Source organism: Mycobacterium sp. E2989, assembly GCF_001667595.1.
Classification (GTDB): Bacteria; Actinomycetota; Actinomycetes; order Mycobacteriales; family Mycobacteriaceae; genus Mycobacterium.
Genome location: NZ_LZJX01000126.1, coordinates 93,747 through 113,747, shown reverse-complemented (window position 1 = coordinate 113,747; position 20,001 = coordinate 93,747). Strand labels below are relative to the sequence as shown.

Here is a 20,001-nt window from a genome sequence, read left to right as displayed (position 1 = left end):
AGCCGGCGGCGTCCGACGCCCGCGTGGACAGGTCGGCAGGACAACGCCGCCCATCTGTACGAGGATGGAACGGTGCGGACGCTTCTCGTGCTGGCGAGCCTCGCCGCCATGATCGCCGCGGCCTCGCCCGCACACGCCGATCCGACCGGTAACCCCGACGCGAACTTTTTGGCGGCACTCGATCGGGCCGGCGTCCCGTACAAGAACGGCGCCGTCGCCGTACAGGTCGCCAAGAAGGCGTGCGAACTTATGGACCAGGGTCACTCCAAAGCCGCCGTCATCCAGAGTGTGACGTCAGAGAACGGGGGATTCACGGTCTCGGACGCGACCAGCTTCACCACCAGCGCGGTGAACGCCTACTGTCCCCAGCACATCGGAGAGCCGGACACGGTCGCACCGCCGCCTCCGACCAACACCGGGATGTTCCCCTGGATTCCGTTGCCGCCGCTAGGCGCTGGTTAGACAGAAACGCGGGCGTTCGCAGAGGGGTTGGCACGCGGCGGCCAGGCCCGCCAAGATGGACATGGTGTGGCCCGACTGGTGGATGATTCTGATCGGCATCGCGAGTGCGTTCGCGGTGATCTGGGTGCTCCTGGCCCTCACCTTCTGGCTGCTGAGACCCAAGGCCAAGTTGCAGGACCTGGTGCGCCTGCTGCCCGACGTGCTCCGGCTGTTGAAACGCCTTGCCGCCGATTCCGAGTTGCCACGCCGGATCCGGATCGCATTGGTGGCGTTGATCGCCTTCGTCGTGTCGCCCATCGACCTGATCCCGGACGCGATCCCCGTTATCGGATTCGCCGACGACGTGGTGATCGTCGGCTTGGTGCTGCGCTGGGTCAGCCGGGTGGCCGGACCCGACGCGCTGGCCAGGCACTGGCCCGGTAGCCCCGACGGCCTGGCGACGCTGTGCTGGCTGTGCGGGCTGCCCGATCCCGCGCTGGAGTGACATGGACCTGCTTCGACGCACCCTGGGTTACCGGGCCAGGATCGGCGCACTGATCGAACTCGCGCTGTGGCTGGCCATCCCCTACCTGTGTATCGGCTTCGTGTGGACGCTTTTTCACGCCGAAGAGGCTCGACAGATTCAGGCCCGGGTGGAGGCGGTGTCGCCCACGGGAGCCGACGTCGTAGCCTTCGGCCTGACCACGGCGCTATGGCCGGCCTCGATACAAATCGCCCGGGCGTGCCCCGCCCCATAGGCAAGAGCGCGGTTTGCTCCTAGGCTGCCGGGCATGGCCATCGACCGAGCCGCGCTTCTGGCGGGCAGCATCCGATTCACCTCCGGCGTCTGGTTCCTCGTCGAGCCGTTGAGCGCCAACCGGTTCTGGGGAGATTCGCAGGAGCCGACGCCGACGGCGCGACTGTTGTTGCGGTCCATGGGTTATCGCGACGCGCTGATCGGCGGGCTGCTCGCGACCGCGGCGTTGCGCGGCAAGAACACTCGCGGCTGGTTCCTGGCCTCCGGCGGTGCCGACGCCGCCGACCTGCTGGGCGGTCTCAGCGTCCACGACGAATTGAAGCCCGCACAGCAACTCATCGGACTGGGCGGCGCCGTCGTCGGCATCGGCGTCGGACTCTGGGGCGCCGCGCGGCGGAGCACCCGGAAGAGCGAAGCGCCGACGACCTGAACCAAGCAAAGCCGTACGCATTTGCTGGGCCGGGTCGTACGCTCATGGCGTGCCCGAAACAGCGTATGCAAACTGCGGTGATCTCAGCCTCGCGTACCAGGTATTCGGTGCCGGACCTGTCGATTTGGTATTCGCCGGGTCATTCGTCAGCCACGTCGAAATGTTCTGGACGGTGCCCCAGTTCGAGGCGTTCATGGCGCGGTTTTCCACGTTTTGCCGCGTGCTGCTGTTCGACAAGGCGGGGGTGGGGCTGTCCGACCCGGTTCCGAAGGTGCGCACGCTCGAGGATCGGGCGGCCGAGATCGAGGCGGTCATGGACGCCGCGGGCTTCTCAGAGGCGGTCCTGTTCGGGGCGAGCGAGGGCGGACCCGCCGCCATGCTGTTTGCCGCGACCCGGCCCGAGCGGACGCGGGCGCTGGTGGTCACCGGCGCGTCCTCGTTCGCCGGTTGGGGGACGTGGGACGACATGGAGGGCGACCCGGCCGCGCTCCGCGCGAAGATGGCGCCCTTGCTCGGTGAGGCCTACACCCCGTCGGTGGATCAGGTTGCCAGGTTCCAGCAATTCGGCCGAGCCATCCGCTCGTCATGGGGCAGTGGGGAAGCGCTGCGGGGCCTGCTCCCTTCGATTCGATCGATGCGCCAGCTTGCCATGCTGGAACGCATGAGCGCCAGCCCCGGAATGGCGCGCGCCACAATGGAATCCGCATTCTCGATAGACGTCCGGCCGGTTCTGCCGATCATCAGCGCGCCCACCCTCGTCATCCATGCGACGGGCGACATGGTCCCGGTGCAGTTTGGCCGGTACATCGCCGACCACATCCCCAACGCGCGGATGCTGGAAGTGGCCGGGAACGATCACGTGCCCTGGCTCGCCGATACGGACCGGATCGCGACGGTAATCGAAGAATTTCTGACCGGTAGTCATCGCGCGCCGTCGCAATCCCAGCGCGCCCTGCGGACCGTGCTCTTCACCGACATCGTCGCGTCCACCGAACGCGCGGCGGCGGACGGCGACGAACGGTGGCGCGCGGTCCTGCAACGCTTCGGTGAGATCACCGCCGGCGCGACGGAGCGGTTCGGCGGAAAGGTGGTCAAGAGCACCGGCGACGGCCACCTCGCCACCTTCGACGGGCCGACGCAGGCGATCCGTTGCGCCGAGGCCCTGCACGACCAGGCCGAAACGCTGGGCATCGAGCTGCGGGTGGGCATCCATACGGGGGAGTGCGAACTGATCGGCGCCGACATCGGGGGGATCGCGGTGCACATCGCCGCCCGCATCCTCGCCCTGGCCGGGCCCCGCGAGATCCTGGTCTCCAGCACCGTGCGGGACCTGGTCGTCGGCTCGGGAACCCACTTCGAGGACCGGGGTGGGGCCGAGCTGCGCGGCGTGCCCGGCACCTGGCAGATCCTCGCCGTCGACCGGCACCGCGCCGGCGCGCCCTCACGCGACGCCCAGTTGGCCGCCGCGCCCACGCCCGGCCCCCGAACGGCGATGCGGCGGTCCGACCGCGCCGTTGCGCTGATGGCCAAGCGCGCTCCCTGGATGCTGCGCGGCGTGGCGCGTCTGGTCCCCGTGGCCGAACGCGGGTAAGGGGTCGCCCCGACGAGTTGAATGCGGTTGACTGGCGCCATGGCTGTGGGCGTGCTGACATTCATCACCGACGAGGGCATCGGACCGGCAGAGCTGGGTCGGGCGCTCGAAGAGCGTGGGTTCGAGTCGCTGTTCCTGGCCGAGCACACCCACATCCCGGCGGGCGAGGTAACGCCCTACCCGGCGGGTGGGCCGATTCCGCGGAAGTATTACCGCACGCTGGATCCGTTCGTCGCATTGACGGCGGCCGCCGTCGTCACCGAGCGGCTGGTCCTGGGCACCGGCATCGCGCTGGTGCCCCAGCGCGATCCCATTCACACGGCCAAGGAAGTGGCGTCACTGGATCTGGTGTCGCAGGGTCGATTTCGGTTCGGCGTGGGCGTGGGCTGGTTGCGCGAGGAAATCGCCAACCACGGGGTCGACCCGTCGGTCCGGGGACGGGTGGTCGACGAGCGATTGGACGCGATGATCGAGATCTGGACGCACGAAAAGGCCGAATTTCACGGCGAATTGGTGGACTTTGGCCCCATCTACAGCTGGCCCAAGCCGGTGCAAGAGCCCTATCCGCCGCTGTACTTCGGCGGCGGACCCGCGGGCTTCAAACGCATCGCCCGGCTGCACGCCGGCTGGCTGTCGATGACACCGTCGGCGGAGGTGTTGGCGCCTCAACTGGAGCGGCTGCGCGATGCGGCCGGCAGCGACGTGCCGGTGATCAGCCTCCATGCCGGCGCATCGACGGCCAAAGAGCTCGAGGGCTACCTCGCTCTGGGAGTGGAGCACCTGCTGGTGGAACTGCCCACCGAACCTCGTGACGAAACGCTTCGCCGGCTCGACGAGCTGCGGGCCGAGTTTGCGAAGCTAACGTAAGGCTAAGTGCCGCAAAACGTTTGGTACTTCCCGAAGTCCTCGGGGGCCGGGGTGGCGTAGCGTTCCAGCCCCGGTCTTTCGTCGTAGGGTGCCCTCACCGCGGCCAGCAGCCGCTCGACGGGGGCGAGGTCGCCGGCCGTCGCGGCGGTCAGCGCCTCCTCGACCAGGTGGTTGCGCGGGATGTAGACCGGGTTGGCCCGGTCCATGACGTCCGCGTCCGGGCGCAGGGCCTGCCAGCGCGGCAGCCACGCGTCGAACCCGGCGAGGTCGATGAACTCCCCGCGCGTCGGTTCGGTGTCGCCGCGCGCGGCTCGGCCGAGCCGACGGAAAAAGGAGGTGTAGTCGACGTGGCTGCCCTTCAGCAAGGCCAGCAAGTCGTCGACTAGCGCCGCGAAGTCTCGGGCGTCGACGTCGGACACGCCGAGTTTGGCGCGCATCCCAGACGACCACACGGCGTCGTACTCGCGCTGGAACACCCCGAACGATTGCTCCGCCAGCGCCACTCCCTCCTCGACATCGTCGGAGAACAGCGGAAGCAGCGTCTCGGCGAAGCGGGCGAGGTTCCAGCCGGCGACCAGGGGCTGGTTGCCATACGCGTAGCGGCCCCAGAAGTCGATGGAACTGAAGACCGTCTCGGGGTCGTAGGCCTCCATGAACGCGCACGGCCCGTAGTCGATCGTTTCGCCCGAGATCGTCATGTTGTCGGTGTTCATCACCCCGTGGACGAATCCGATCAGCATCCAGCGCGCAATCAGCGACGCCTGGACGGCGACCACCCCCTCGAAGAGCGCCAGGTAGGGGCGTTCGGCGTCCGCGGCGCCGGGGTGGTGCCGGGCGATCGCGTGGTCGGCGAGGCGCCGCAGCAGGTCCACGTCGCCGGTCGCCGCGGCGAACTGGAAGCTGCCCACCCGCAGGTGGCTGCTGGCCACGCGCGCCAGCACGGCCCCCGGAAGTTCCGCCTCGCGCAGCACCGGGCGGCCGGTGGCCACGACGGCCAACGATCGCGTGGTGGGCACCCCGAGCGAATGCATGGCCTCGCTGACGATGTACTCGCGCAGCATCGGCCCCACCGCGGCCAGGCCGTCGCCGCCGCGGGCGAACGGTGTCGGCCCGGAGCCCTTCAGGTGGATGTCACGCAAGCGTCCGTCGCGGTCGACGAGTTCGCCGAGCAGCAGCGCGCGGCCGTCGCCCAGCCGTGGCACGAAGCCGCCGAACTGATGCCCGGCGTAGGCCTGGGCCACCGGCGCGGCCGAGCTGGGGACCAACGCGCCGACCAGGAAGCGCAGCCCGTCGGGGCCGCGCAACCAGTCGGCGTCCAGGCCAAGCTCGGTGGCGAGCCGCTCGTTGAACGCGAGCAGTCGGAGGTCGGCCGGGGCCTCGGCTTGCCAGCGGACCGCCATCTCCGGCAATTCACGGAAGAACCGGTCCTGCAGGGCAACGGTCATATCCGGGGCGACGCTCACCTCTACGAGCCTACGTAAACGGCTAGGAGCCGAGGGCCTGGCCGATCAGGTCCCGGGCCCGGTCCAGCATCGAGGCGAACGGCCCAAGGGCGAAGTTGAGCTTCGCCGACTCCACGCCGGGGTGCGGGTGGGTTGGCGCGATGGCCTGCGCCGCTCGCACCGCGGTGCCCATCCGCTTGAGGTCAGCCTCGTCGACTTCCCGCTGCAGCACGGGGAACTCGTCGCTTTCCTCCTGATTGGCGTGGTCGAGCACGGCGTCGCGCAGCTTGGTCACCTCGTTGACGAACTCCTGCGAGGTGATGTCGAGTTTCTCGATCTGCGACAGCAACTCCTTGGCCTCGTGCTCCTCTTTGAGGCGGGCGTCGACGATCGCGTCGCCGGCGTCGGCCTCGCGGCGCACGCGCGGATGCACCACCATTTCCTCGGCCGTCTCGTGCACGGCCAGCAGCTGACGCAGCGTGGTGAACGGCTTTTCTCGCGCCTGGGGGTCAGTCGCGTGCAGCACCTCGTCGAACAGGTCCTCGATCAGGTTGTGCTGCGCCTTCAGGAACGCGACGACTTCCTCGGGCGATTGGACAATCATGTCGGCCATCGCCGATACCTCCACTGTTCTCGGGGATTAGGGACGCGCACGATGGGCTGTGTGCGGCTTGGCGAGGCATACCCGCTGCACAAACGCCTAAACGACGCCGCGCTGCTGCGCGCCGCCGCCTTCGCGGCCAGATCCCCGCCAGGCGTGGGCGCCTGACGGGGATCTGAACTGTGCGAACGCGTCAGACGGTGCGGTCGTGGGTGGCCGGCCCGACGCCGGTCCCGACGGCGGTGTCCTTCCGGCGCATCAGCCCGGCGAGCCCGCCCAACCCGAGGAGGCCGACGAGGCCCCACAGCCCGGTGTTGTCGCTGTGCTGATCAGTGTTGTTGCTGTTGTCCGCCAGCGTCGTTGTGGTCGCCGTCGGTGCGGGAGCGCTCGGGGTGGTGGCGTTAGCTACACCTGCCCCACCCAACAGCAGTGCCCCGGTGGCGGAAGCAATCGCAATGGCCTTACGCATGTCTACTCCTAATGGGTTTTTCCTAGCCCAGGCGGGTGACCAGGTTGCTCTAGCCCCCCACGGGAAGCGACGCGCGGCAATGGGCCGCAGCGTGGCGACTGCTGGCTACCCCGGGCAAGCCGCGGGAAACCCCGTCCCCGAACGCGTTTCGTTTGCTGTCCTAGCCGGCTGGCGGGGGACGCCACACCGCCGAAAGCGATCTGCGTCACAGGGCGGACGGTGATGTTATCGGCCGGCGGCCGAATGGGTAGCCGCTAGAAAGGCGCTTTCATGCCGAGCCAATCAATCAATGCAGGAGGCCACATTTCGATGACTTCATCGGACAAGACCACGGTGCTCGCGCAGTTGCGCGCGCTCCACCAGCTGACCAACACCGAGATCCAGGTTGCCGAGACCCGCATCGCGCAGGCCCGCACCGAGGCCGTCCAGCGTGAGCTGACGCAGAACGCGTCGAACGCCCGCGGCCGGTCGGAGGCTATCGAGAAGGCGATCCGCGACCTGGGCGGTGTCCCCGACATCGTGGGCCCGTTCCTGGGCCGTGCGGCCGCGGCGGTCAAGGCCCTGACCGAGCAGGCCCAACCGTTCGACGAGGCGTTGCTGGGTGACCTCGCGCTCGAGGACCAGCTCCTGGACCGCTCCCGCTACCTCAAAGCCCTGGCCGTCGCCGCCGAGCTTCCCGACGTGGAGAGCCTGGCGACGCGGCTGATCACCGCCCACTCGGCGACCGTCGACTGGCTGACGACCGTGCTGGCCGAGGACGCGTTGGGCGGCCCGGCCGCGCTGCGTCGCACGCCGTTGCAGGCGGCGGCCGGCACCGCGGTGAAATTGGTGAACCTGCCGGTCGAGTGGTCGTTCCGAGGCGTGGACCGGGCCGCGGACGCGCTGCGTTCGGCCCGCCCGACCTTCAACGAATTCGTGAGCCGCGGCGCCCACGCCGGTGACGTGGCGACGAAGGCGCTCGCCGCGTCCCGGAACGCCGCCCTCGAGGCGGCCGAGAAGGTCACCCGCGGCGAGGGCGCGCGGCAGGCCGCCGACGCCCTGCACGCGGCCCGCACGGCGGTGGGGGTCCTGGATCCTGACGAGCTGCCCATCGCCAACTACGACGAGCTCAACGTCAGCGAGGCCGTCGCCGAGGTGAAGGAGCTCGCCAATCCGCGCGACGTGCGCGCGATCATCGCCTACGAGGAGGCGAACAAGAATCGCCAGCGGGTGGTTTCGGCCGCCCAGACGCGCGTCGCCGCGATCGCGCAGGAGGTTGTCGGCATCAACTAGCTCACAGCGGGCTTACGCGAGGCCGCCCGGGCGACCGTTCTGGTCCGTCCGGGCGGCCGAGCCGTTTCCCGGGGACATGCCCAACCGCTCGTTGGGGCTTATCGCTACGGTTAGAGCACCAGCCCGACATCGCCAACCACGAAAAGACGAGATGTACGACCAGGTCAACAGCAGCGCGACGGAGCCCGACGACGTCATCGGCTACCGCATCGATCCCGTTCTGGCCCGCAGCTGGCTGCTGGTCAACGGCGCGCACGCCGACCGCTTCCAGTCCGCGGCGCACTCCCGGGCCGACATCGTCGTGCTCGACATCGAGGATGCCGTTGCGCCCAAGGACAAGCACGCCGCGCGCGACAACGTGGTGAGTTGGCTGAGCGTCGGCAACACCGACTGGGTCCGCGTCAACGGCTTCGGCACGCCGTGGTGGGCGGACGACCTGGCCGCGCTGGCCGCGACACCGGTCGGCGGGGTGATGCTGGCGATGGTCGAATCGGTGGACCACGTCACCGAGACCGCCCAGCGGCTGCCCAACGTGCCGATCGTGGCGCTGGTGGAAACGGCCCGCGGGCTGGAGCGCATCACCGAAATCGCCGCCGCCAAGGGCACGTTCCGGCTGGCGTTCGGCATCGGCGATTTCCGCCGCGACACCGGTTTCGGTGAGGACCCGAGCACGCTGGCCTACGCCCGGTCGCGGTTCACGATCGCCGCGAAGGCGGCCAGCCTGCCCAGCGCCATCGACGGGCCCACGATCGGCTCCAACGCGCTGAAGCTGATCGAGGCCACGGCGGTGTCCGTGGAGTTCGGGATGACGGGCAAGATCTGCCTGACCCCGGATCAATGCGCCGTGGTGAACGAGGGGCTGTCGCCGTCGCAAGACGAAATATCTTGGGCGAAAGAGTTTTTCGCGGAGTTCGAACGCGACGGCGGGGAGATTCGCAACGGCTCCGACCTGCCGCGCATCGCCAGGGCCACCAAGATCCTCGAACTGGCGCGCGCCTACGGCATAGAATCGTCGGACTTCGACGACGAAGAACGGGATCATTCGCCCGCGCCGTCGGACACCTATCACTACTGAGTTCGCGAGACGGGTCGACAGATGAGCGTTGCCGTGGATTTCCATTTCGACCCGATGTGCCCGTTCGCTTACCAGACCTCGCTGTGGATCCGCGACGTCCGCGAGCAGCTGGGAATCACCGTCGACTGGCGCTTTTTCAGCCTCGAGGAGGTCAACCGGTCGGAGGGCCAGAAACACCCGTGGGAGCGGGAGTGGTCCTATGGCTGGTCGCTGATGCGGATCGGGGCGCTGCTGCGCCGCACCGACATGTCGCTGCTGGACCGCTGGTACGCCGCCGTCGGGCACGAACTGCACACGCTGGGCGGCAAACCGCACGATCCGGCCGTCGCGCGGCGCTTGCTGAGCGACATCGGGGTCGAGGCGTCGGTTCTCGATGCGGCGCTTGACGACCCGACGACTCACGACGAGATACTGCGCGAGCATCAGCGGGTCATCGAGGCCGGCGGCTACGGAGTGCCCACGCTTTTCCTGTTGGGGCAGTGCCTATTTGGGCCGGTGCTGGTGGACCCGCCGACCGGACCGCAGGCCCTGACGCTGTGGAACGTCGTCGCCGGCATGGCCGAGTTGCCGCACGTGTACGAGCTGCAGCGGCCCAAATCGCCGGCCGACGCGGAGCTGATCGGCCGCGCGCTGCGCCCATACCTGGATGGGCGTGACTGGGTCAGCATCAATCGCGGCGAGGTCATCGACGTCGAGCGCCTCACCGGCCAGGCTTGACCGCGCCCTCGCTACGCTGGCGAGCGTGACCGGCAAGGGCCCCATCCGGGTGGCGCGGGTCTACGACGACCTCACACCCGAGGACGGCCAGCGCGTGCTGGTCGACCGGATCTGGCCGCGGGGAGTGCGCAAGGACGACCCCCGGGTGGGCATCTGGTGCAGGGAGGTCGCGCCGTCCAAGGACCTCCGCGAGTGGTATCACCACCGGCCCGAACTCTTCGACGAATTCGCGTCGCGTTATCACGCGGAACTGCGCGGCAACCCGGCGTTGGGGGAATTGCGGGAACTGGCCAAGCGCGGCGGCGTCACCCTGGTCACCGCCACCCGCACCCCCGACATCAGCCACGCGGCCGTTCTCGCGGAGCTGCTGAAAAGCCGCTGACCGCGTGAGACGATCGGCCGATGCGGCTGGGATTGCATGCCCTGGGGATCGGTGCCGGCGCCGACCGCGCGGTGATCGACGCCGTGGCGTCAACCGCGGACGACCGCGGCTTCGCCACGTTGTGGGTGGGCGAACACGTGGTCATGGTCGACCGGCCCGCCTCTCGCTATCCCTACTCCGATGACGGCGTGATTGCCGTTCCCGCACAAGCGGATTGGCTCGATCCGATGATCGCGCTGAGCTTCGCCGCGGCCGCTTCGTCGCGGATCCGGCTGGCGACGGGCGTGCTGCTGCTCCCCGAACACAACCCCGTGGTTGTGGCCAAGCAGGCGGCCAGCCTGGATCGGCTCAGCGGTGGGCGCCTGGCGCTGGGGGTCGGCATCGGGTGGTCCCGGGAGGAATTCGCCGCACTGTCGGTGCCCTTCGCCCGGCGGGGGGCGCGCACCGCCGAATACGTCGCCGCGATGCGCGCGCTGTGGCGAGACGACATCGCTTCGTTCCACGGTGACTTCGTTGGGTTCGACTCGATCCGGGTCAACCCGAAGCCGGTGCGCGATCGTCGTATCCCGATAGTGGTTGGCGGCAACAGCGATTCGGCGATGAGGCGGGTGGCTAACTGGGCGGACGGCTGGTACGGGTTCAACCTCGACGGCGTTGGCGCCGCGCGCGATCGGATCGCCACACTGGACCGGTTGTGCGCCGAGGCGGGGCGTGACCGTGCGCAACTGCGGCTCTCGGTGGCTCTGCGCGACGCGGGGTTGGGCGACGTCGGCGCGCTCACCGAATTGGGCGTGGACGAATTGGTTCTCGTCGAGTCGCCGCCCGAGGCCCCCGAGGCGGCGGCCGATTGGGTCTCGGCGCTGGCCGAGCGGTGGATGGCGGTGATACCGGCGTGAGCCAGACCGATCCGGTGCTGCCGCGGGAGTTGACCGACATCACCGACGAGGTTCGTGCGGTCCCGCCGCCGCCCATACCGACGTTGCCCGAGCCCTACGGCCTGCGACTCGTCGACCCGGACAACGACGCCGAGATGATCACCGAGTGGATGAACCGGCCGCACCTGGCGCAAGCGTGGGAGTCCGCGTGGCCGGTGGCGCGCTGGCACCGCTACCTACGTGCGCAACTCGATGGCGGCTTTTCCCGGCCGTTCATCGCCACACTCGACGCGATTCCGCGGGCGTACATCGAATTGTACAGGGCGGCAAAGGATTCCATCGCCAAGCGGTATGAGTATGATCCCCACGACCTGGGTCTGCACGTCGCGGTCGCCGATCTGGAGTACATCAAGCGCGGACACGTCAGTTTCCTGCTGCCGCATTTGGTGGGCAGCATCTTGGGCCTGGATCCGGCATGCCGGCGCATCATGTTCGATCCCGACCACCGCAACGTTCAGGCGCGCACCTTCTGCGAGCGGGGCGGCTGCCTGTTCCTCGGCGAGCACGACATGTCGAACCGGCGGATGGCGCTGTACATGCTGCCGCGCACGCCCGAGGACGGGCCGCGCGCCTGAGTCAGACGAGCTCGGCGAGCCGCTGCGCGAGGAAGGCGACCGCTTCACCGAGCACGACGCTGACGACGATGTTGGCCGTCGCCGCGCGCACCTGGCGTTCCTCGCCGAGCCGCTGTGTCTCCAGCATCCAGGTGGAGAACGTGGTGTAGGCGCCCACGAACGCGGTGCCGGCCAGCAGGGCCGCCTCCTTGCTGAGCACGAGGCCCCCGAGGAAGCCGAGCAGCGCGGCGCCGCTGATGTTCACGACCAGCGTGCCGAACGGAAAGGACCGCGCCGCCCGGCGGGCCACCGCGCGGTCGACCACGAAGCGCAGCACCGACCCGATGCCGCCGATCACCACGACGCCGGCCCACACCGCGACGGTCGTGACCGTGGCCGTCATCCGCGGATCCGTACCCGGCGCACCAGCTTGGTGGCCACGTGCACCGCCAACAGTCCCAGCACGATGCTGGCGAGGGTGTAACCCGCTGCCAGGGCCCAATGGCCGTGTTCGAGCATGCGCACCGTCTCGACCTGCATCGTGGAGAACGTCGTGAGCCCGCCGCACAATCCGGTCCCGAGCAGCGGGCGCCGATAGCTCGACAGCGGCAACCGCTCCAGCAGCCGGGTGGTGAAGTAACCCAACAGGAAGGCGCCGACGATGTTCACCGTGAACGTCGGCCAGGGCCAGCTCGCCGGGTCGCCCGCGGCGAGTGCGCCCAAGCCGGCGCGGGCCAGGGAGCCCAGCGCCCCGCCGGCGAACACCGCGGCCAGCTCGCGATAGTCGTGTGCCACGCGCGATCCCTTCCGCTTTGCCAGGACTTACGGGTGGGTGAACCGGGGACGTCAGAAAAGTACCTGACAAGTCGGTCACGTGCGGCGCGGGCAGAATTGATAACCATGGCCCACCCCCGTGCCGGTCAGCCGGCCCAGCCCGAAGACCTTGTCGATCTGCCTCACCTGGTGACGGCCTACTACACGGTGGCGCCCGATCCCGACGACGTCGCTCAGCAGGTGGTGTTCGGCACGTCGGGCCATCGCGGGTCGGCGCTGAGCGGGGCCTTCAACGAGGCCCACATCCTGGCCATCACCCAGGCGATCGTCGAATACCGCGCGGCGCACGGCACAACCGGGCCGTTGTTCATCGGCCGTGACACGCACGGGCTCTCCGAGCCGGCGTGGGTGTCGGCGCTGGAGGTGCTGGCCGCCAACGATGTGGTGGCGATGATCGACTCGCGCGACCGCTACACGCCCACACCGGCGGTCAGCCACGCCATCCTGCGCTACAACCGCGGACGCACCGAAGGTCTGGCCGACGGGATCGTCGTCACGCCCTCGCACAACCCGCCGCCCGACGGCGGCTTCAAGTACAACCCGCCCAACGGCGGTCCCGCGGACACCGATGCGACCAACGCAATCGCCAAGCGCGCCAACGAGATTCTGCGCGCCAGGGGAGCGGAGGTGAAGCGGGTGCCGCTGGCCCGCGCGCTCGGCAGCGTCGAGCGCTACGACTACCTGGGCACCTACGTCGACGACCTGCCGAACGTGGTCGACATCGACGCGATCCGTGCGGCCGGGGTGCGCATCGGCGCCGACCCGCTGGGCGGCGCGAGCGTCGACTACTGGGGTGAGATCGCCCAGCGGCACGGCCTCGACCTGACGGTGGTCAACCCACTGGTCGACGCGACCTGGCGGTTCATGACGCTCGACCATGACGGCAAGATCCGGATGGACTGCAGCTCGCCCGACGCGATGGCTGGGCTCATCCGCGTGATCGCCACCTCGGACCTCTATCAGATCGCCACCGGCAACGACGCCGACTCCGACCGGCACGGCATCGTCACTCCCGACGAGGGGCTGCTCAACCCCAACCACTACCTCGCGGTGGCCATCGACTACCTCTACACGCACCGGCCGTCGTGGCCGGAGGGCATCGCCGTCGGCAAGACGGCCGTCAGTTCGTCGATCATCGACCGGGTGGTCGCCGGGATCGGCCGCAAGCTCGTCGAGGTGCCGGTCGGGTTCAAGTGGTTCGTCGACGGCCTGATCGGCGGGACCATCGGCTTCGGCGGCGAGGAGTCCGCGGGGGCGTCGTTCCTGCGGCGCGACGGCTCGGTGTGGACCACCGACAAGGACGGCATCATCCTGGCGCTGCTGGCGTCCGAGATTTTGGCCGTCACCGGATCGAGCCCGTCGGAGCGCTATCGGGAGCTGACCGACGAGTACGGCACGCCGTCGTATGCGCGGGTCGACGCGCCCGCCGACCGTGAGCAAAAGGCCCGCCTGGCCAAGCTCTCCCCGGATCAGGTGACCGCCACCGAGGTGGCCGGCGAGCCGATCACCGCGAAACTCACCGCGGCGCCCGGCAATGGCGCCGCGCTGGGTGGGCTGAAGGTGACAACCGCCAACGCATGGTTTGCCGCGCGGCCGTCGGGCACCGAGGACGTGTACAAGATTTACGCCGAATCGTTCAACGGCCCGGAGCATTTGGCCCAGGTGCAGGAAGCCGCGCGCGAGGTGGTTAATAAAGTCATTGGGTGACCATTTCCCTTCGCCTCGCCCGCACGGGGGAATGCGGGTCCCGTCCGGCGCGCTTGCCGCGCGAAGCGTGGATCCTCAGCTGGGCGAACATCATGGTCGCGCTGGGCTACGGGGTGGTCTCGCCGGCGCTTCCCGCATTCGCGCATACCTTCGGGGTCAGCATCAAGGCGGTGACTTTCTTGGTCACCGTCTTTTCGTTGAGCCGCCTGTGTTTCGCCCCGGTCAGCGGGGCGCTTGTGCAACGGCTGGGCGAACGGCGGATCTACATCGGCGGTTTGCTGATCGTGGCGTTGTCCACGATCGCGTGCGCATATTCGCACACCTATTGGCAGTTATTGACTTTCCGCGCGATCAGCGGCATCGGCTCGACGATGTTTTTTGTCTCGGCCCTGGGCCTGATGATCCATATCAGCCCGCCCGACGCGCGCGGGCGGATCGCGGGCCTGTTCACCACCTCGTTCATGGTGGGCGCGGTCGGCGGCCCGGTGATCGGCGGCCTGACGGCCGGCTGGGGGTTGACCGCTCCGTTCATCGTGTACGGCGTCGTCATGCTCGGGGTGGTCGTGGCGCTGTTCTTCGGCCTGCGGCATTCGGCGCTGGCCGCGCCGCCGCCCCCGACACGCTCCACGGTGACGATGCGCCAGGCGCTGCGCTACCGCGCGTATTGGTCGGCGCTGCTGGCGAATTTCGCGACGGGCTGGTCCGCGTTCGGTCTGCGCGTCGCGCTGGTCCCGCTGTTCTTGTCCGACGTGATGGGCGAAAGCGTCGGCGTCATCGGGGCGGCGCTGTCGGCGTTCGCGGCGGGTAACGCCGTGGCCGTCGTCCCCAGCGGCTATCTGTCCGACCGGATGGGACGGCGCACGTTGTTGATCGTCGGGCTGGCGGCATCCGGTGTGGCGACCGCCGCGCTCGGTGTCGTGTCGTCGTTGCCGGCCTTCATGGTCGCGGCGGCCGTGTCCGGCGCGACGACCGGCATCTTCATGTCGCCGATGCAGGCGGCGGTGGCCGACCTGCTGGGCAGCGAGGCGCGCGCGGGCATGCCGGTGGCGGCGGTGCAGATGGTGTCCGACCTGGGTGCCATCGTCGGCTCCGTGACGGTCGGCTGGGCCGCCGAGAAGCTGGGTTTCGGCTGGGGCTTCGGCATCAGCGGGATCGTCTTGCTGATCGCCGCGCTCGGTTGGGTACTGGCGCCGGAAACCCGGACGCTCATCCAGCCCGAAGCCGTGCCGGCCGAGGCGGACGACGACGAGGCGGCCTGATCAGCAGCTTTGAACCACGGTTGCGGTTGGTGTAGCTTCGATTGGCACGACTTGGGGCTATGGCGCAGCTGGTAGCGCACCACACTGGCAGTGTGGGGGTCAGGGGTTCGAGTCCCCTTAGCTCCACCAGGCAAAAGTCTCTCTTGCGAACGTATCTGCACACCGTTTGACGGCAATTGTGACGACCACCAGATTCTGCTCCTGATCCAGCCACGGCGTCTGAGCTAGACGAACGCGGGCATCGATTCCCAGCCTCGGACAGCCGAGGCGGACGATAGGTGTGCGTTGTCGGTGTCGATGTCCCATTCGGGGAAGCGCTTGAGGATTTCCTCGAGCGCCACCCGTGCCTCCAGCCTCGCAAGCGCTGCTCCAAGGCAAAAGTGAGCTCCCACGCTGAACGCCAGATGCTGACGCGGCCGGCGATGGATGTCGAATCGATCTCCGTCGGGCGGGAATTGGCGGTGGTCACGGCAGGCCGAGGCGATAAGCGGCATCATGACGCTGCCCTCGGGCACCGTGTGGCCGTACCACTCGGTATCGCGAGTGACGTAGCGGGCGAGGTGCGGTACCGGGGGTTCGTAGCGCAGCAGCTCCTCGACCGTCTGTGGAATCAACTGGTGATTCGCAGCGATTTCGCGCCGCTGGTCGGGATGGTCGGCGAGAACCTTTCCTGCCCAGCCGAGGAGTCGGGTGGTGGTCTCGTTGCCCGCGGCAGCGATGAGCCCGATATAGAGCAGGATTTCGTCGCGGGTCAGCTTTCGGCGAAGCCCTGTCTCGTCCTCGAATTCGACGTTGAGGAGCTCGGTCATGATGTCGTCGGAGGGGTGTTCGACGCGCCAGTCGAGATAAGCGGCGAACACCTCGTCGTAGGCCTCGTCGGGGTTGATGCCCTTGGCCAGGGTCATGGGTTGGCCGGCCTCGGTGAGCAACGACGCGTTCGAGCGATCCCGGACGCGTTCTTGGTCCTGCTCGGGGATGCCGACCAGCATCCCGATGACCCTCATCGGCATTTGGGCGCCGAGATCGGCAATAAAGTCGAATCGTCCAGTGCCGACAAGGGGATCGAGACATTGTGCGCAAAACGCTCGAATTTTGCCCTCGAGTGCTGCGACTTTGCGAGGGGTGAATACCCGCGCGAGCAGCTTTCGGTGAATGTCGTGAACCGGTGGGTCTTCGAAAACGATGATGCCAGACGGTATCTCGATGTTGGCCTTGATCACTTCGAGGATCATTCCGCGCGATGAACTGAAGGTACCGGTGTCGACGAGCGCGCGGCTCACGTCGTCGAAACGACTGAGCGCGTAGAAATCGTACGGCTCGTTGTAGTACAGCGGCGACTCCTCGCGCAGCCGCCGGAACGCCGGGTAGGGATCGGCCAGAAGTTCCACATCGTAGGGGTCGTACCGAATGTCGCTGACCTCACTTACGGCCATGGCCCTTCCTCCTGGAGCAGTGGAACCTGCCGCGATTCCTTGAGGTATCACAGCAGACCTAGCGCCGACTGACAAGACAAATCAGACCAATATGTTGCGTCATCGTTGACTATTGCGGATTCACGCGGTGTGGTGAGGGGGCGGGGTACTGCGGGCAGTCGCACGCTGTTCCTATCGATTTCGTACGGTCTGGCATGTGTGAAGCGGAGGATGTCCGTTGACCTTGGCTTCAACTCGCAATACTTTTAGCTTCACGTTGTCACGTCGAACGGAACTGGAGCACGATGATGAGCCCTGTCCATGCGTAGCCATGGATGGTCGGGCCGCACGCCGGCCTCCGACGAGGAAGCCGTCAACAGGATTTTGGACGCGGTTGACTCCTTGGTTGCCGAAGGCGGATCGGCCATCCGCGTCAGCGACCTGGCCCGCGTTCTGGGAGTGAGCCGCCAGACCATTTACCGTTACTTTCCTGGGGCTGACGCGCTTGTGGTCGGCAGCCAGATGCGTTCGGCTAACGGCTTTCTCGATCGTTTGGCCGCTCACCTGCGGGGGTGGACAAATCCGGCGGCTGCCGTCGTCGAGGGCGTAGCATTCGCGGCCGAGGAGTTCGCCGACGACCCCCTGATGGCACGCGTCCTAGACGCACGGCTACCGGGTGGCACGTCGGCCTCGTTGACCGCCGGCGCGGCGTTTGGCCTGGGACGAGAGATGTTCCGACGATATGACGTCGACTGGGCAGGCCACGGTTTCGACGACGCCGCGATCGACGACCTCATCGAACTCGCTGTACGCACACTGCAGTCGGTTCTGCTCGATCCTCCCGCGCGGCCGCTCAACCCCGTGGCACTCCGCAGTCTCGTGGGCAGATGGCTCGGACCGGCAGTCCTCTACCACCAGCTGACCCGTGACATCGATGCACTAACCGCTCTCACGCAGGCCGGCCAACTGGCTCCCAGCGCTCGCGGATCGGTCAAACTGGCGTGACGCGAGCGCGTCAAGTTCACCGATGCAGGTTCCACTGGCCGCAGTCCGCGGCAAGGACGTCGTTGACGTCGACTTGGAGCCCCCCGACCACCGGGCCCGGATTCGATGGCGTGCTCACCACGCGTTGGTAGAGAACGGCGGTGCGGTCGACCTGGCCGCGCGACCAGGCCTTGGTCTGCCAGGCCCACCGGTGGCCGGGGGTGCCCGAATTTCCGATGACGCCGTCGGCGGCGGCCCATTGGCACACGTCGATTCCGCCGTAGACGCCGGTGCGCTGCACTCCCAGCACCGAATTGATTCCGCGAAACCACTTGAGCGCCAAGTTGTTCCAGGTGTCGTGGTTGATGTCCTCGTCGACGCTGAAGAAGATCGGGGCGCTCTGACCGCCACCGGCCGCGGTGTGCAGCTGCCAGGCGGTGCGAGCGTCCGCAACGCCGCCCTCGAACCCGCGCCTGAAGTCCGATGGTGCCGTCCCGCCCGGCTTGCCGTATTGGTAATTGCTTACGATCATCAGCCCGGCGGCGGTCAGCTGCTCGGCGTAGGGCCGCGTGATCGGCTTGGCGCCCATGGACGAGCCGGGGCGCGACAGCGAGACGTAGTTGATCACCCCGGCGTAACCGGCGGCTCGAATCTGGTCCGCAGGAATTTGGCGCATCGCGAAGTCGATCAGTCGAGGAGTGGCAGGGGGCGGAGCAGGGACGGCGCCGGCGACACTCGTCGAGGCCGCGTACAACCCCGGCAGTGCAGAAATGGCAACGGCGTAACGCAACAGGTCGCGCCGGGAAATGGCGCGCGACGGCCGCACATTCGCCGACGAATCCTGCATCGCGTGATGTTAATTTTGTGACTTTTGTCGACATAAGTGGCGCGTAGTAGTCGATATCAAATCGGTGTCTGCGGTTGATCGTGTCGAGTCATGACTGGAAGCGCCGGTGACGTGCGATCCCGACCTATCAGCGCCGACAACGGGCCGGTCGCGGACCTCCGCGACTAGGCAGCGAACTCTCAGAATCCTCGTACCGGCGGTACGCATAACCGGCCACCGGTGTGGGTACGCGGCCGAGTGAACGATTGTTCGCAGCCAATTCGGGAGGAAGCTTTCGATGCCCGAGGTCCAACTTCACCACGAGGGACATCCCCTCTACCGCCGGATGGTCCGGTTCGACTGGTCGGAGACGCCGTTGCACTGGGTGCCCGACGACCCGTTTTCGACGCACATGATCAACGTCCTGCATCTGCTGCTGCCCGAGGGCGAGCGGCACTTCATCAAGGCCGTCCTCGAGGCGTCGTCGCTGGTCGACGATCCGGAGTTGGAGGCCGCGATCAAGCCGTTCATCCAGCAGGAGTCCTGGCATGCGTGGGCGCACCAGGTGGTACTGGACCACTTAGCCGAACAGGGCATCGAAACCAAGCCGTACACGGACCGGCTCGGGAGATTGTTGTCAATGACCCTGGGGGACCCGCCCAAGTGGTTTCCGCCGGCCATGAAGCGGTGGTGGCTGTATCGGCGCCTGGCCGACGTGGCCGCGCTGGAACACTACACAGCGATGCTGGGCCAATGGGTGCTGACCAACCGAGGTCTGGACTACGCGAAGGCCGACCCCATGATGCTCGACCTGCTGCGCTGGCACGGGGCCGAGGAGGTCGAGCACCGCTCGCTGGTGTACGACGTCTACCAACACGTCTCGGGGAACTACTTCATCAGGGCGTTCTCGATGTTGTTCGTCTCGCCGCTGTTCATCGGTTGGTGGGTCGCGGGGGCTCGTTACCTGATGGCCCAGGACCCGACCATCGATCAGAAGTGGCGTTTTAGGGACTGGCTGTCGGCCGCCCGCGAGTACCGGATACCGGGCCCGTGGAAGCTGCTCGTGACGACGCCCGTCCGGTACATGCGGCCCAGCCACCATCCGAACGACGAGGGGTCAACACAGATGGCTGTCGACTACCTGAACTATTCCCCGGTGGCGAAGGCCGCCCGGGAGCGGGCACGCTCCCAAGGGAAGTCGCCGGATCAAACGCAAGGGATCGAGGGCAACGGAGCGCGAAAGGCGGTGGCGCGATGAAGGTTTCGGTCGATCTCGACACCTGTGATGGCAATGGCGTGTGCATGAGCATCTGCCACGAGGTGTTCGACGTGCGAGAGGACGGGCTCCACGTGCTGCAGGAGGACGCGCCCGAAGAGCTGCGCCAGCAGTTGATCGGCGCCGAGGTGTCCTGTCCGACACAGGCGATCACGGTGGAGGACTGATCG

The 20,001-nt window shown here is 67.7% G+C and carries 24 protein-coding genes and 1 tRNA gene; 18 read left to right on the top strand and 7 right to left on the bottom strand.

All coding sequences use genetic code 11. The annotated features are described in order from the left end of the window. Positions 1 to 72 precede the first annotated feature (72 nt). From A5680_RS23185 to A5680_RS23160, 6 genes are all read left to right on the top strand, one after another. Positions 73 to 462, top strand: a complete 390-nt coding sequence (locus A5680_RS23185; RefSeq protein ID WP_055403787.1) for a DUF732 domain-containing protein — start codon at positions 73 to 75, stop codon at positions 460 to 462. Between the two features lie 61 nt (positions 463 to 523). Continuing rightward, the gene (locus A5680_RS23180) at positions 524 to 946 is read left to right on the top strand and encodes a YkvA family protein (RefSeq protein WP_369827707.1); all 423 of its coding nucleotides are present in this window, start codon (positions 524 to 526) and stop codon (positions 944 to 946) included. Between the two features lies 1 nt (position 947). Continuing rightward, on the top strand, positions 948 to 1,199 hold the full coding sequence (locus tag A5680_RS23175; RefSeq protein ID WP_067823612.1) for a hypothetical protein: 252 nt from the start codon (positions 948 to 950) through the stop codon (positions 1,197 to 1,199). A gap of 33 nt (positions 1,200 to 1,232) precedes the next feature. Next, the gene (locus A5680_RS23170) at positions 1,233 to 1,628 is read left to right on the top strand and encodes a DUF4267 domain-containing protein (RefSeq protein ID WP_067823609.1); all 396 of its coding nucleotides are present in this window, start codon (positions 1,233 to 1,235) and stop codon (positions 1,626 to 1,628) included. Between the two features lie 49 nt (positions 1,629 to 1,677). Next, positions 1,678 to 3,219, top strand: coding sequence for an adenylate/guanylate cyclase domain-containing protein (locus A5680_RS23165; protein WP_067823606.1), 1,542 nt, complete (start codon positions 1,678 to 1,680; stop codon positions 3,217 to 3,219). 39 nt (positions 3,220 to 3,258) lie between these two features. Then, the gene (locus tag A5680_RS23160; RefSeq protein ID WP_067823603.1) at positions 3,259 to 4,086 is read left to right on the top strand and encodes an LLM class F420-dependent oxidoreductase; all 828 of its coding nucleotides are present in this window, start codon (positions 3,259 to 3,261) and stop codon (positions 4,084 to 4,086) included. A gap of 2 nt (positions 4,087 to 4,088) precedes the next feature. Here A5680_RS23160 and A5680_RS23155 read toward each other — a convergent pair whose 3' ends face one another. The 3 genes from A5680_RS23155 to A5680_RS23145 all read right to left on the bottom strand — a co-directional run bounded on the left by A5680_RS23155 (position 4,089) and on the right by A5680_RS23145 (position 6,598). Continuing rightward, positions 4,089 to 5,531, bottom strand: a complete 1,443-nt coding sequence (locus A5680_RS23155; RefSeq protein ID WP_197499834.1) for a YdiU family protein — start codon at positions 5,529 to 5,531, stop codon at positions 4,089 to 4,091. Between the two features lie 40 nt (positions 5,532 to 5,571). Further along, positions 5,572 to 6,141: a hemerythrin domain-containing protein gene (locus tag A5680_RS23150; protein WP_055403764.1), complete on the bottom strand. Its 570-nt coding sequence runs from the start codon at positions 6,139 to 6,141 to the stop codon at positions 5,572 to 5,574. A 181-nt stretch (positions 6,142 to 6,322) separates the two neighbouring features. After that, entirely contained in the window at positions 6,323 to 6,598 is a 276-nt protein-coding gene (locus tag A5680_RS23145; RefSeq protein WP_067823597.1) for a WGxxGxxG family protein, read from the bottom strand. 309 nt (positions 6,599 to 6,907) lie between these two features. Here A5680_RS23145 and A5680_RS23140 point away from each other — a divergent pair, with 309 nt between their 5' ends. The 6 genes from A5680_RS23140 to A5680_RS23115 all read left to right on the top strand — a co-directional run bounded on the left by A5680_RS23140 (position 6,908) and on the right by A5680_RS23115 (position 11,554). Then, positions 6,908 to 7,870 (top strand): hypothetical protein, encoded by a 963-nt coding sequence (locus A5680_RS23140; protein ID WP_055403766.1) that lies wholly within the window; start codon positions 6,908 to 6,910, stop codon positions 7,868 to 7,870. A 151-nt stretch (positions 7,871 to 8,021) separates the two neighbouring features. Next, complete coding sequence (locus A5680_RS23135; protein WP_067823594.1) at positions 8,022 to 8,945, top strand: CoA ester lyase; 924 nt, start codon at positions 8,022 to 8,024, stop codon at positions 8,943 to 8,945. A gap of 21 nt (positions 8,946 to 8,966) precedes the next feature. Further along, entirely contained in the window at positions 8,967 to 9,662 is a 696-nt protein-coding gene (locus A5680_RS23130) for a DsbA family protein (protein WP_067823592.1), read from the top strand. Between the two features lie 25 nt (positions 9,663 to 9,687). Then, positions 9,688 to 10,044, top strand: a complete 357-nt coding sequence (locus tag A5680_RS23125; RefSeq protein ID WP_067823588.1) for a DUF488 domain-containing protein — start codon at positions 9,688 to 9,690, stop codon at positions 10,042 to 10,044. Positions 10,045 to 10,064: 20 nt separating this feature from the next. Beyond that, a complete protein-coding gene (locus A5680_RS23120) occupies positions 10,065 to 10,940 on the top strand; it encodes an LLM class F420-dependent oxidoreductase (protein ID WP_067823585.1) in 876 nt (291 codons plus the stop codon). Continuing rightward, positions 10,937 to 11,554, top strand: a complete 618-nt coding sequence (locus tag A5680_RS23115) for a GNAT family N-acetyltransferase (RefSeq protein ID WP_067823692.1) — start codon at positions 10,937 to 10,939, stop codon at positions 11,552 to 11,554. The genes A5680_RS23120 and A5680_RS23115 overlap by 4 nt, the downstream gene beginning before the upstream one ends. A gap of 1 nt (position 11,555) precedes the next feature. Here A5680_RS23115 and crcB (A5680_RS23110) read toward each other — a convergent pair whose 3' ends face one another. Further along, positions 11,556 to 11,936, bottom strand: a complete 381-nt coding sequence (gene crcB / locus A5680_RS23110) for a fluoride efflux transporter CrcB (protein WP_067823582.1) — start codon at positions 11,934 to 11,936, stop codon at positions 11,556 to 11,558. Continuing rightward, entirely contained in the window at positions 11,933 to 12,328 is a 396-nt protein-coding gene (gene crcB / locus A5680_RS23105) for a fluoride efflux transporter CrcB (RefSeq protein WP_067823579.1), read from the bottom strand. Before crcB (A5680_RS23105) ends, crcB (A5680_RS23110) begins: the two co-directional genes overlap by 4 nt. Positions 12,329 to 12,433: 105 nt before the next feature. Between crcB (A5680_RS23105) and pgm the strand changes: the two genes are divergently transcribed. The 3 genes from pgm (at position 12,434) to A5680_RS23090 (ending at position 15,462) form a co-directional block, all read left to right on the top strand. Next, positions 12,434 to 14,074 (top strand): phosphoglucomutase (alpha-D-glucose-1,6-bisphosphate-dependent), encoded by a 1,641-nt coding sequence (pgm, locus tag A5680_RS23100; protein WP_067823576.1) that lies wholly within the window; start codon positions 12,434 to 12,436, stop codon positions 14,072 to 14,074. Positions 14,075 to 14,166: 92 nt separating this feature from the next. Beyond that, a complete protein-coding gene (locus tag A5680_RS23095; protein WP_082956059.1) occupies positions 14,167 to 15,333 on the top strand; it encodes an MFS transporter in 1,167 nt (388 codons plus the stop codon). Positions 15,334 to 15,386: 53 nt separating this feature from the next. Then, positions 15,387 to 15,462, top strand: a tRNA-Ala gene (locus tag A5680_RS23090). 95 nt (positions 15,463 to 15,557) lie between these two features. Here A5680_RS23090 and A5680_RS23085 read toward each other — a convergent pair. After that, the gene (locus A5680_RS23085; RefSeq protein ID WP_067823573.1) at positions 15,558 to 16,766 is read right to left on the bottom strand and encodes a cytochrome P450; all 1,209 of its coding nucleotides are present in this window, start codon (positions 16,764 to 16,766) and stop codon (positions 15,558 to 15,560) included. A 300-nt stretch (positions 16,767 to 17,066) separates the two neighbouring features. On the opposite strand from A5680_RS23085, the gene A5680_RS23080 reads away from it, so the two are divergent. Beyond that, the gene (locus tag A5680_RS23080; protein WP_067823570.1) at positions 17,067 to 17,750 is read left to right on the top strand and encodes a TetR/AcrR family transcriptional regulator; all 684 of its coding nucleotides are present in this window, start codon (positions 17,067 to 17,069) and stop codon (positions 17,748 to 17,750) included. 16 nt (positions 17,751 to 17,766) lie between these two features. Here A5680_RS23080 and A5680_RS23075 read toward each other — a convergent pair whose 3' ends face one another. After that, positions 17,767 to 18,576, bottom strand: a complete 810-nt coding sequence (locus A5680_RS23075) for a DUF1906 domain-containing protein (protein WP_067823567.1) — start codon at positions 18,574 to 18,576, stop codon at positions 17,767 to 17,769. Positions 18,577 to 18,853: 277 nt separating this feature from the next. Between A5680_RS23075 and A5680_RS23070 the strand changes: the two genes are divergently transcribed. Together A5680_RS23070 and A5680_RS23065 are read left to right on the top strand one after the other, a co-directional pair. After that, the gene (locus tag A5680_RS23070; protein ID WP_055403778.1) at positions 18,854 to 19,813 is read left to right on the top strand and encodes a metal-dependent hydrolase; all 960 of its coding nucleotides are present in this window, start codon (positions 18,854 to 18,856) and stop codon (positions 19,811 to 19,813) included. Beyond that, the gene (locus tag A5680_RS23065) at positions 19,810 to 19,998 is read left to right on the top strand and encodes a ferredoxin (RefSeq protein WP_055403779.1); all 189 of its coding nucleotides are present in this window, start codon (positions 19,810 to 19,812) and stop codon (positions 19,996 to 19,998) included. The genes A5680_RS23070 and A5680_RS23065 overlap by 4 nt, the downstream gene beginning before the upstream one ends. Positions 19,999 to 20,001: the final 3 nt, after the last annotated feature.

Excerpts from the sequence above, each read along its gene's own strand:
- A5680_RS23180 (WP_369827707.1), top strand. The coding sequence starts at position 524 with ATGGTGTGGCCCGACTGGTGGATGATTCTGATCGGCATCGCGAGTGCG.
- A5680_RS23175 (WP_067823612.1), top strand. The coding sequence starts at position 948 with ATGGACCTGCTTCGACGCACCCTGGGTTACCGGGCCAGGATCGGCGCA.
- A5680_RS23170 (WP_067823609.1), top strand. The coding sequence starts at position 1,233 with ATGGCCATCGACCGAGCCGCGCTTCTGGCGGGCAGCATCCGATTCACC.
- A5680_RS23160 (WP_067823603.1), top strand. The coding sequence starts at position 3,259 with ATGGCTGTGGGCGTGCTGACATTCATCACCGACGAGGGCATCGGACCG.
- A5680_RS23155 (WP_197499834.1), bottom strand. The coding sequence starts at position 5,531 with ATGACCGTTGCCCTGCAGGACCGGTTCTTCCGTGAATTGCCGGAGATG.
- A5680_RS23150 (WP_055403764.1), bottom strand. The coding sequence starts at position 6,141 with ATGGCCGACATGATTGTCCAATCGCCCGAGGAAGTCGTCGCGTTCCTG.
- A5680_RS23145 (WP_067823597.1), bottom strand. The coding sequence starts at position 6,598 with ATGCGTAAGGCCATTGCGATTGCTTCCGCCACCGGGGCACTGCTGTTG.
- A5680_RS23140 (WP_055403766.1), top strand. The coding sequence starts at position 6,908 with ATGACTTCATCGGACAAGACCACGGTGCTCGCGCAGTTGCGCGCGCTC.
- A5680_RS23135 (WP_067823594.1), top strand. The coding sequence starts at position 8,022 with ATGTACGACCAGGTCAACAGCAGCGCGACGGAGCCCGACGACGTCATC.
- A5680_RS23130 (WP_067823592.1), top strand. The coding sequence starts at position 8,967 with ATGAGCGTTGCCGTGGATTTCCATTTCGACCCGATGTGCCCGTTCGCT.
- A5680_RS23120 (WP_067823585.1), top strand. The coding sequence starts at position 10,065 with ATGCGGCTGGGATTGCATGCCCTGGGGATCGGTGCCGGCGCCGACCGC.
- crcB (WP_067823582.1), bottom strand. The coding sequence starts at position 11,936 with ATGACGGCCACGGTCACGACCGTCGCGGTGTGGGCCGGCGTCGTGGTG.
- pgm (WP_067823576.1), top strand. The coding sequence starts at position 12,434 with ATGGCCCACCCCCGTGCCGGTCAGCCGGCCCAGCCCGAAGACCTTGTC.
- A5680_RS23095 (WP_082956059.1), top strand. The coding sequence starts at position 14,167 with ATGGTCGCGCTGGGCTACGGGGTGGTCTCGCCGGCGCTTCCCGCATTC.
- A5680_RS23085 (WP_067823573.1), bottom strand. The coding sequence starts at position 16,766 with ATGGCCGTAAGTGAGGTCAGCGACATTCGGTACGACCCCTACGATGTG.
- A5680_RS23080 (WP_067823570.1), top strand. The coding sequence starts at position 17,067 with ATGCGTAGCCATGGATGGTCGGGCCGCACGCCGGCCTCCGACGAGGAA.
- A5680_RS23075 (WP_067823567.1), bottom strand. The coding sequence starts at position 18,576 with ATGCAGGATTCGTCGGCGAATGTGCGGCCGTCGCGCGCCATTTCCCGG.
- A5680_RS23070 (WP_055403778.1), top strand. The coding sequence starts at position 18,854 with ATGCCCGAGGTCCAACTTCACCACGAGGGACATCCCCTCTACCGCCGG.
- A5680_RS23065 (WP_055403779.1), top strand. The coding sequence starts at position 19,810 with ATGAAGGTTTCGGTCGATCTCGACACCTGTGATGGCAATGGCGTGTGC.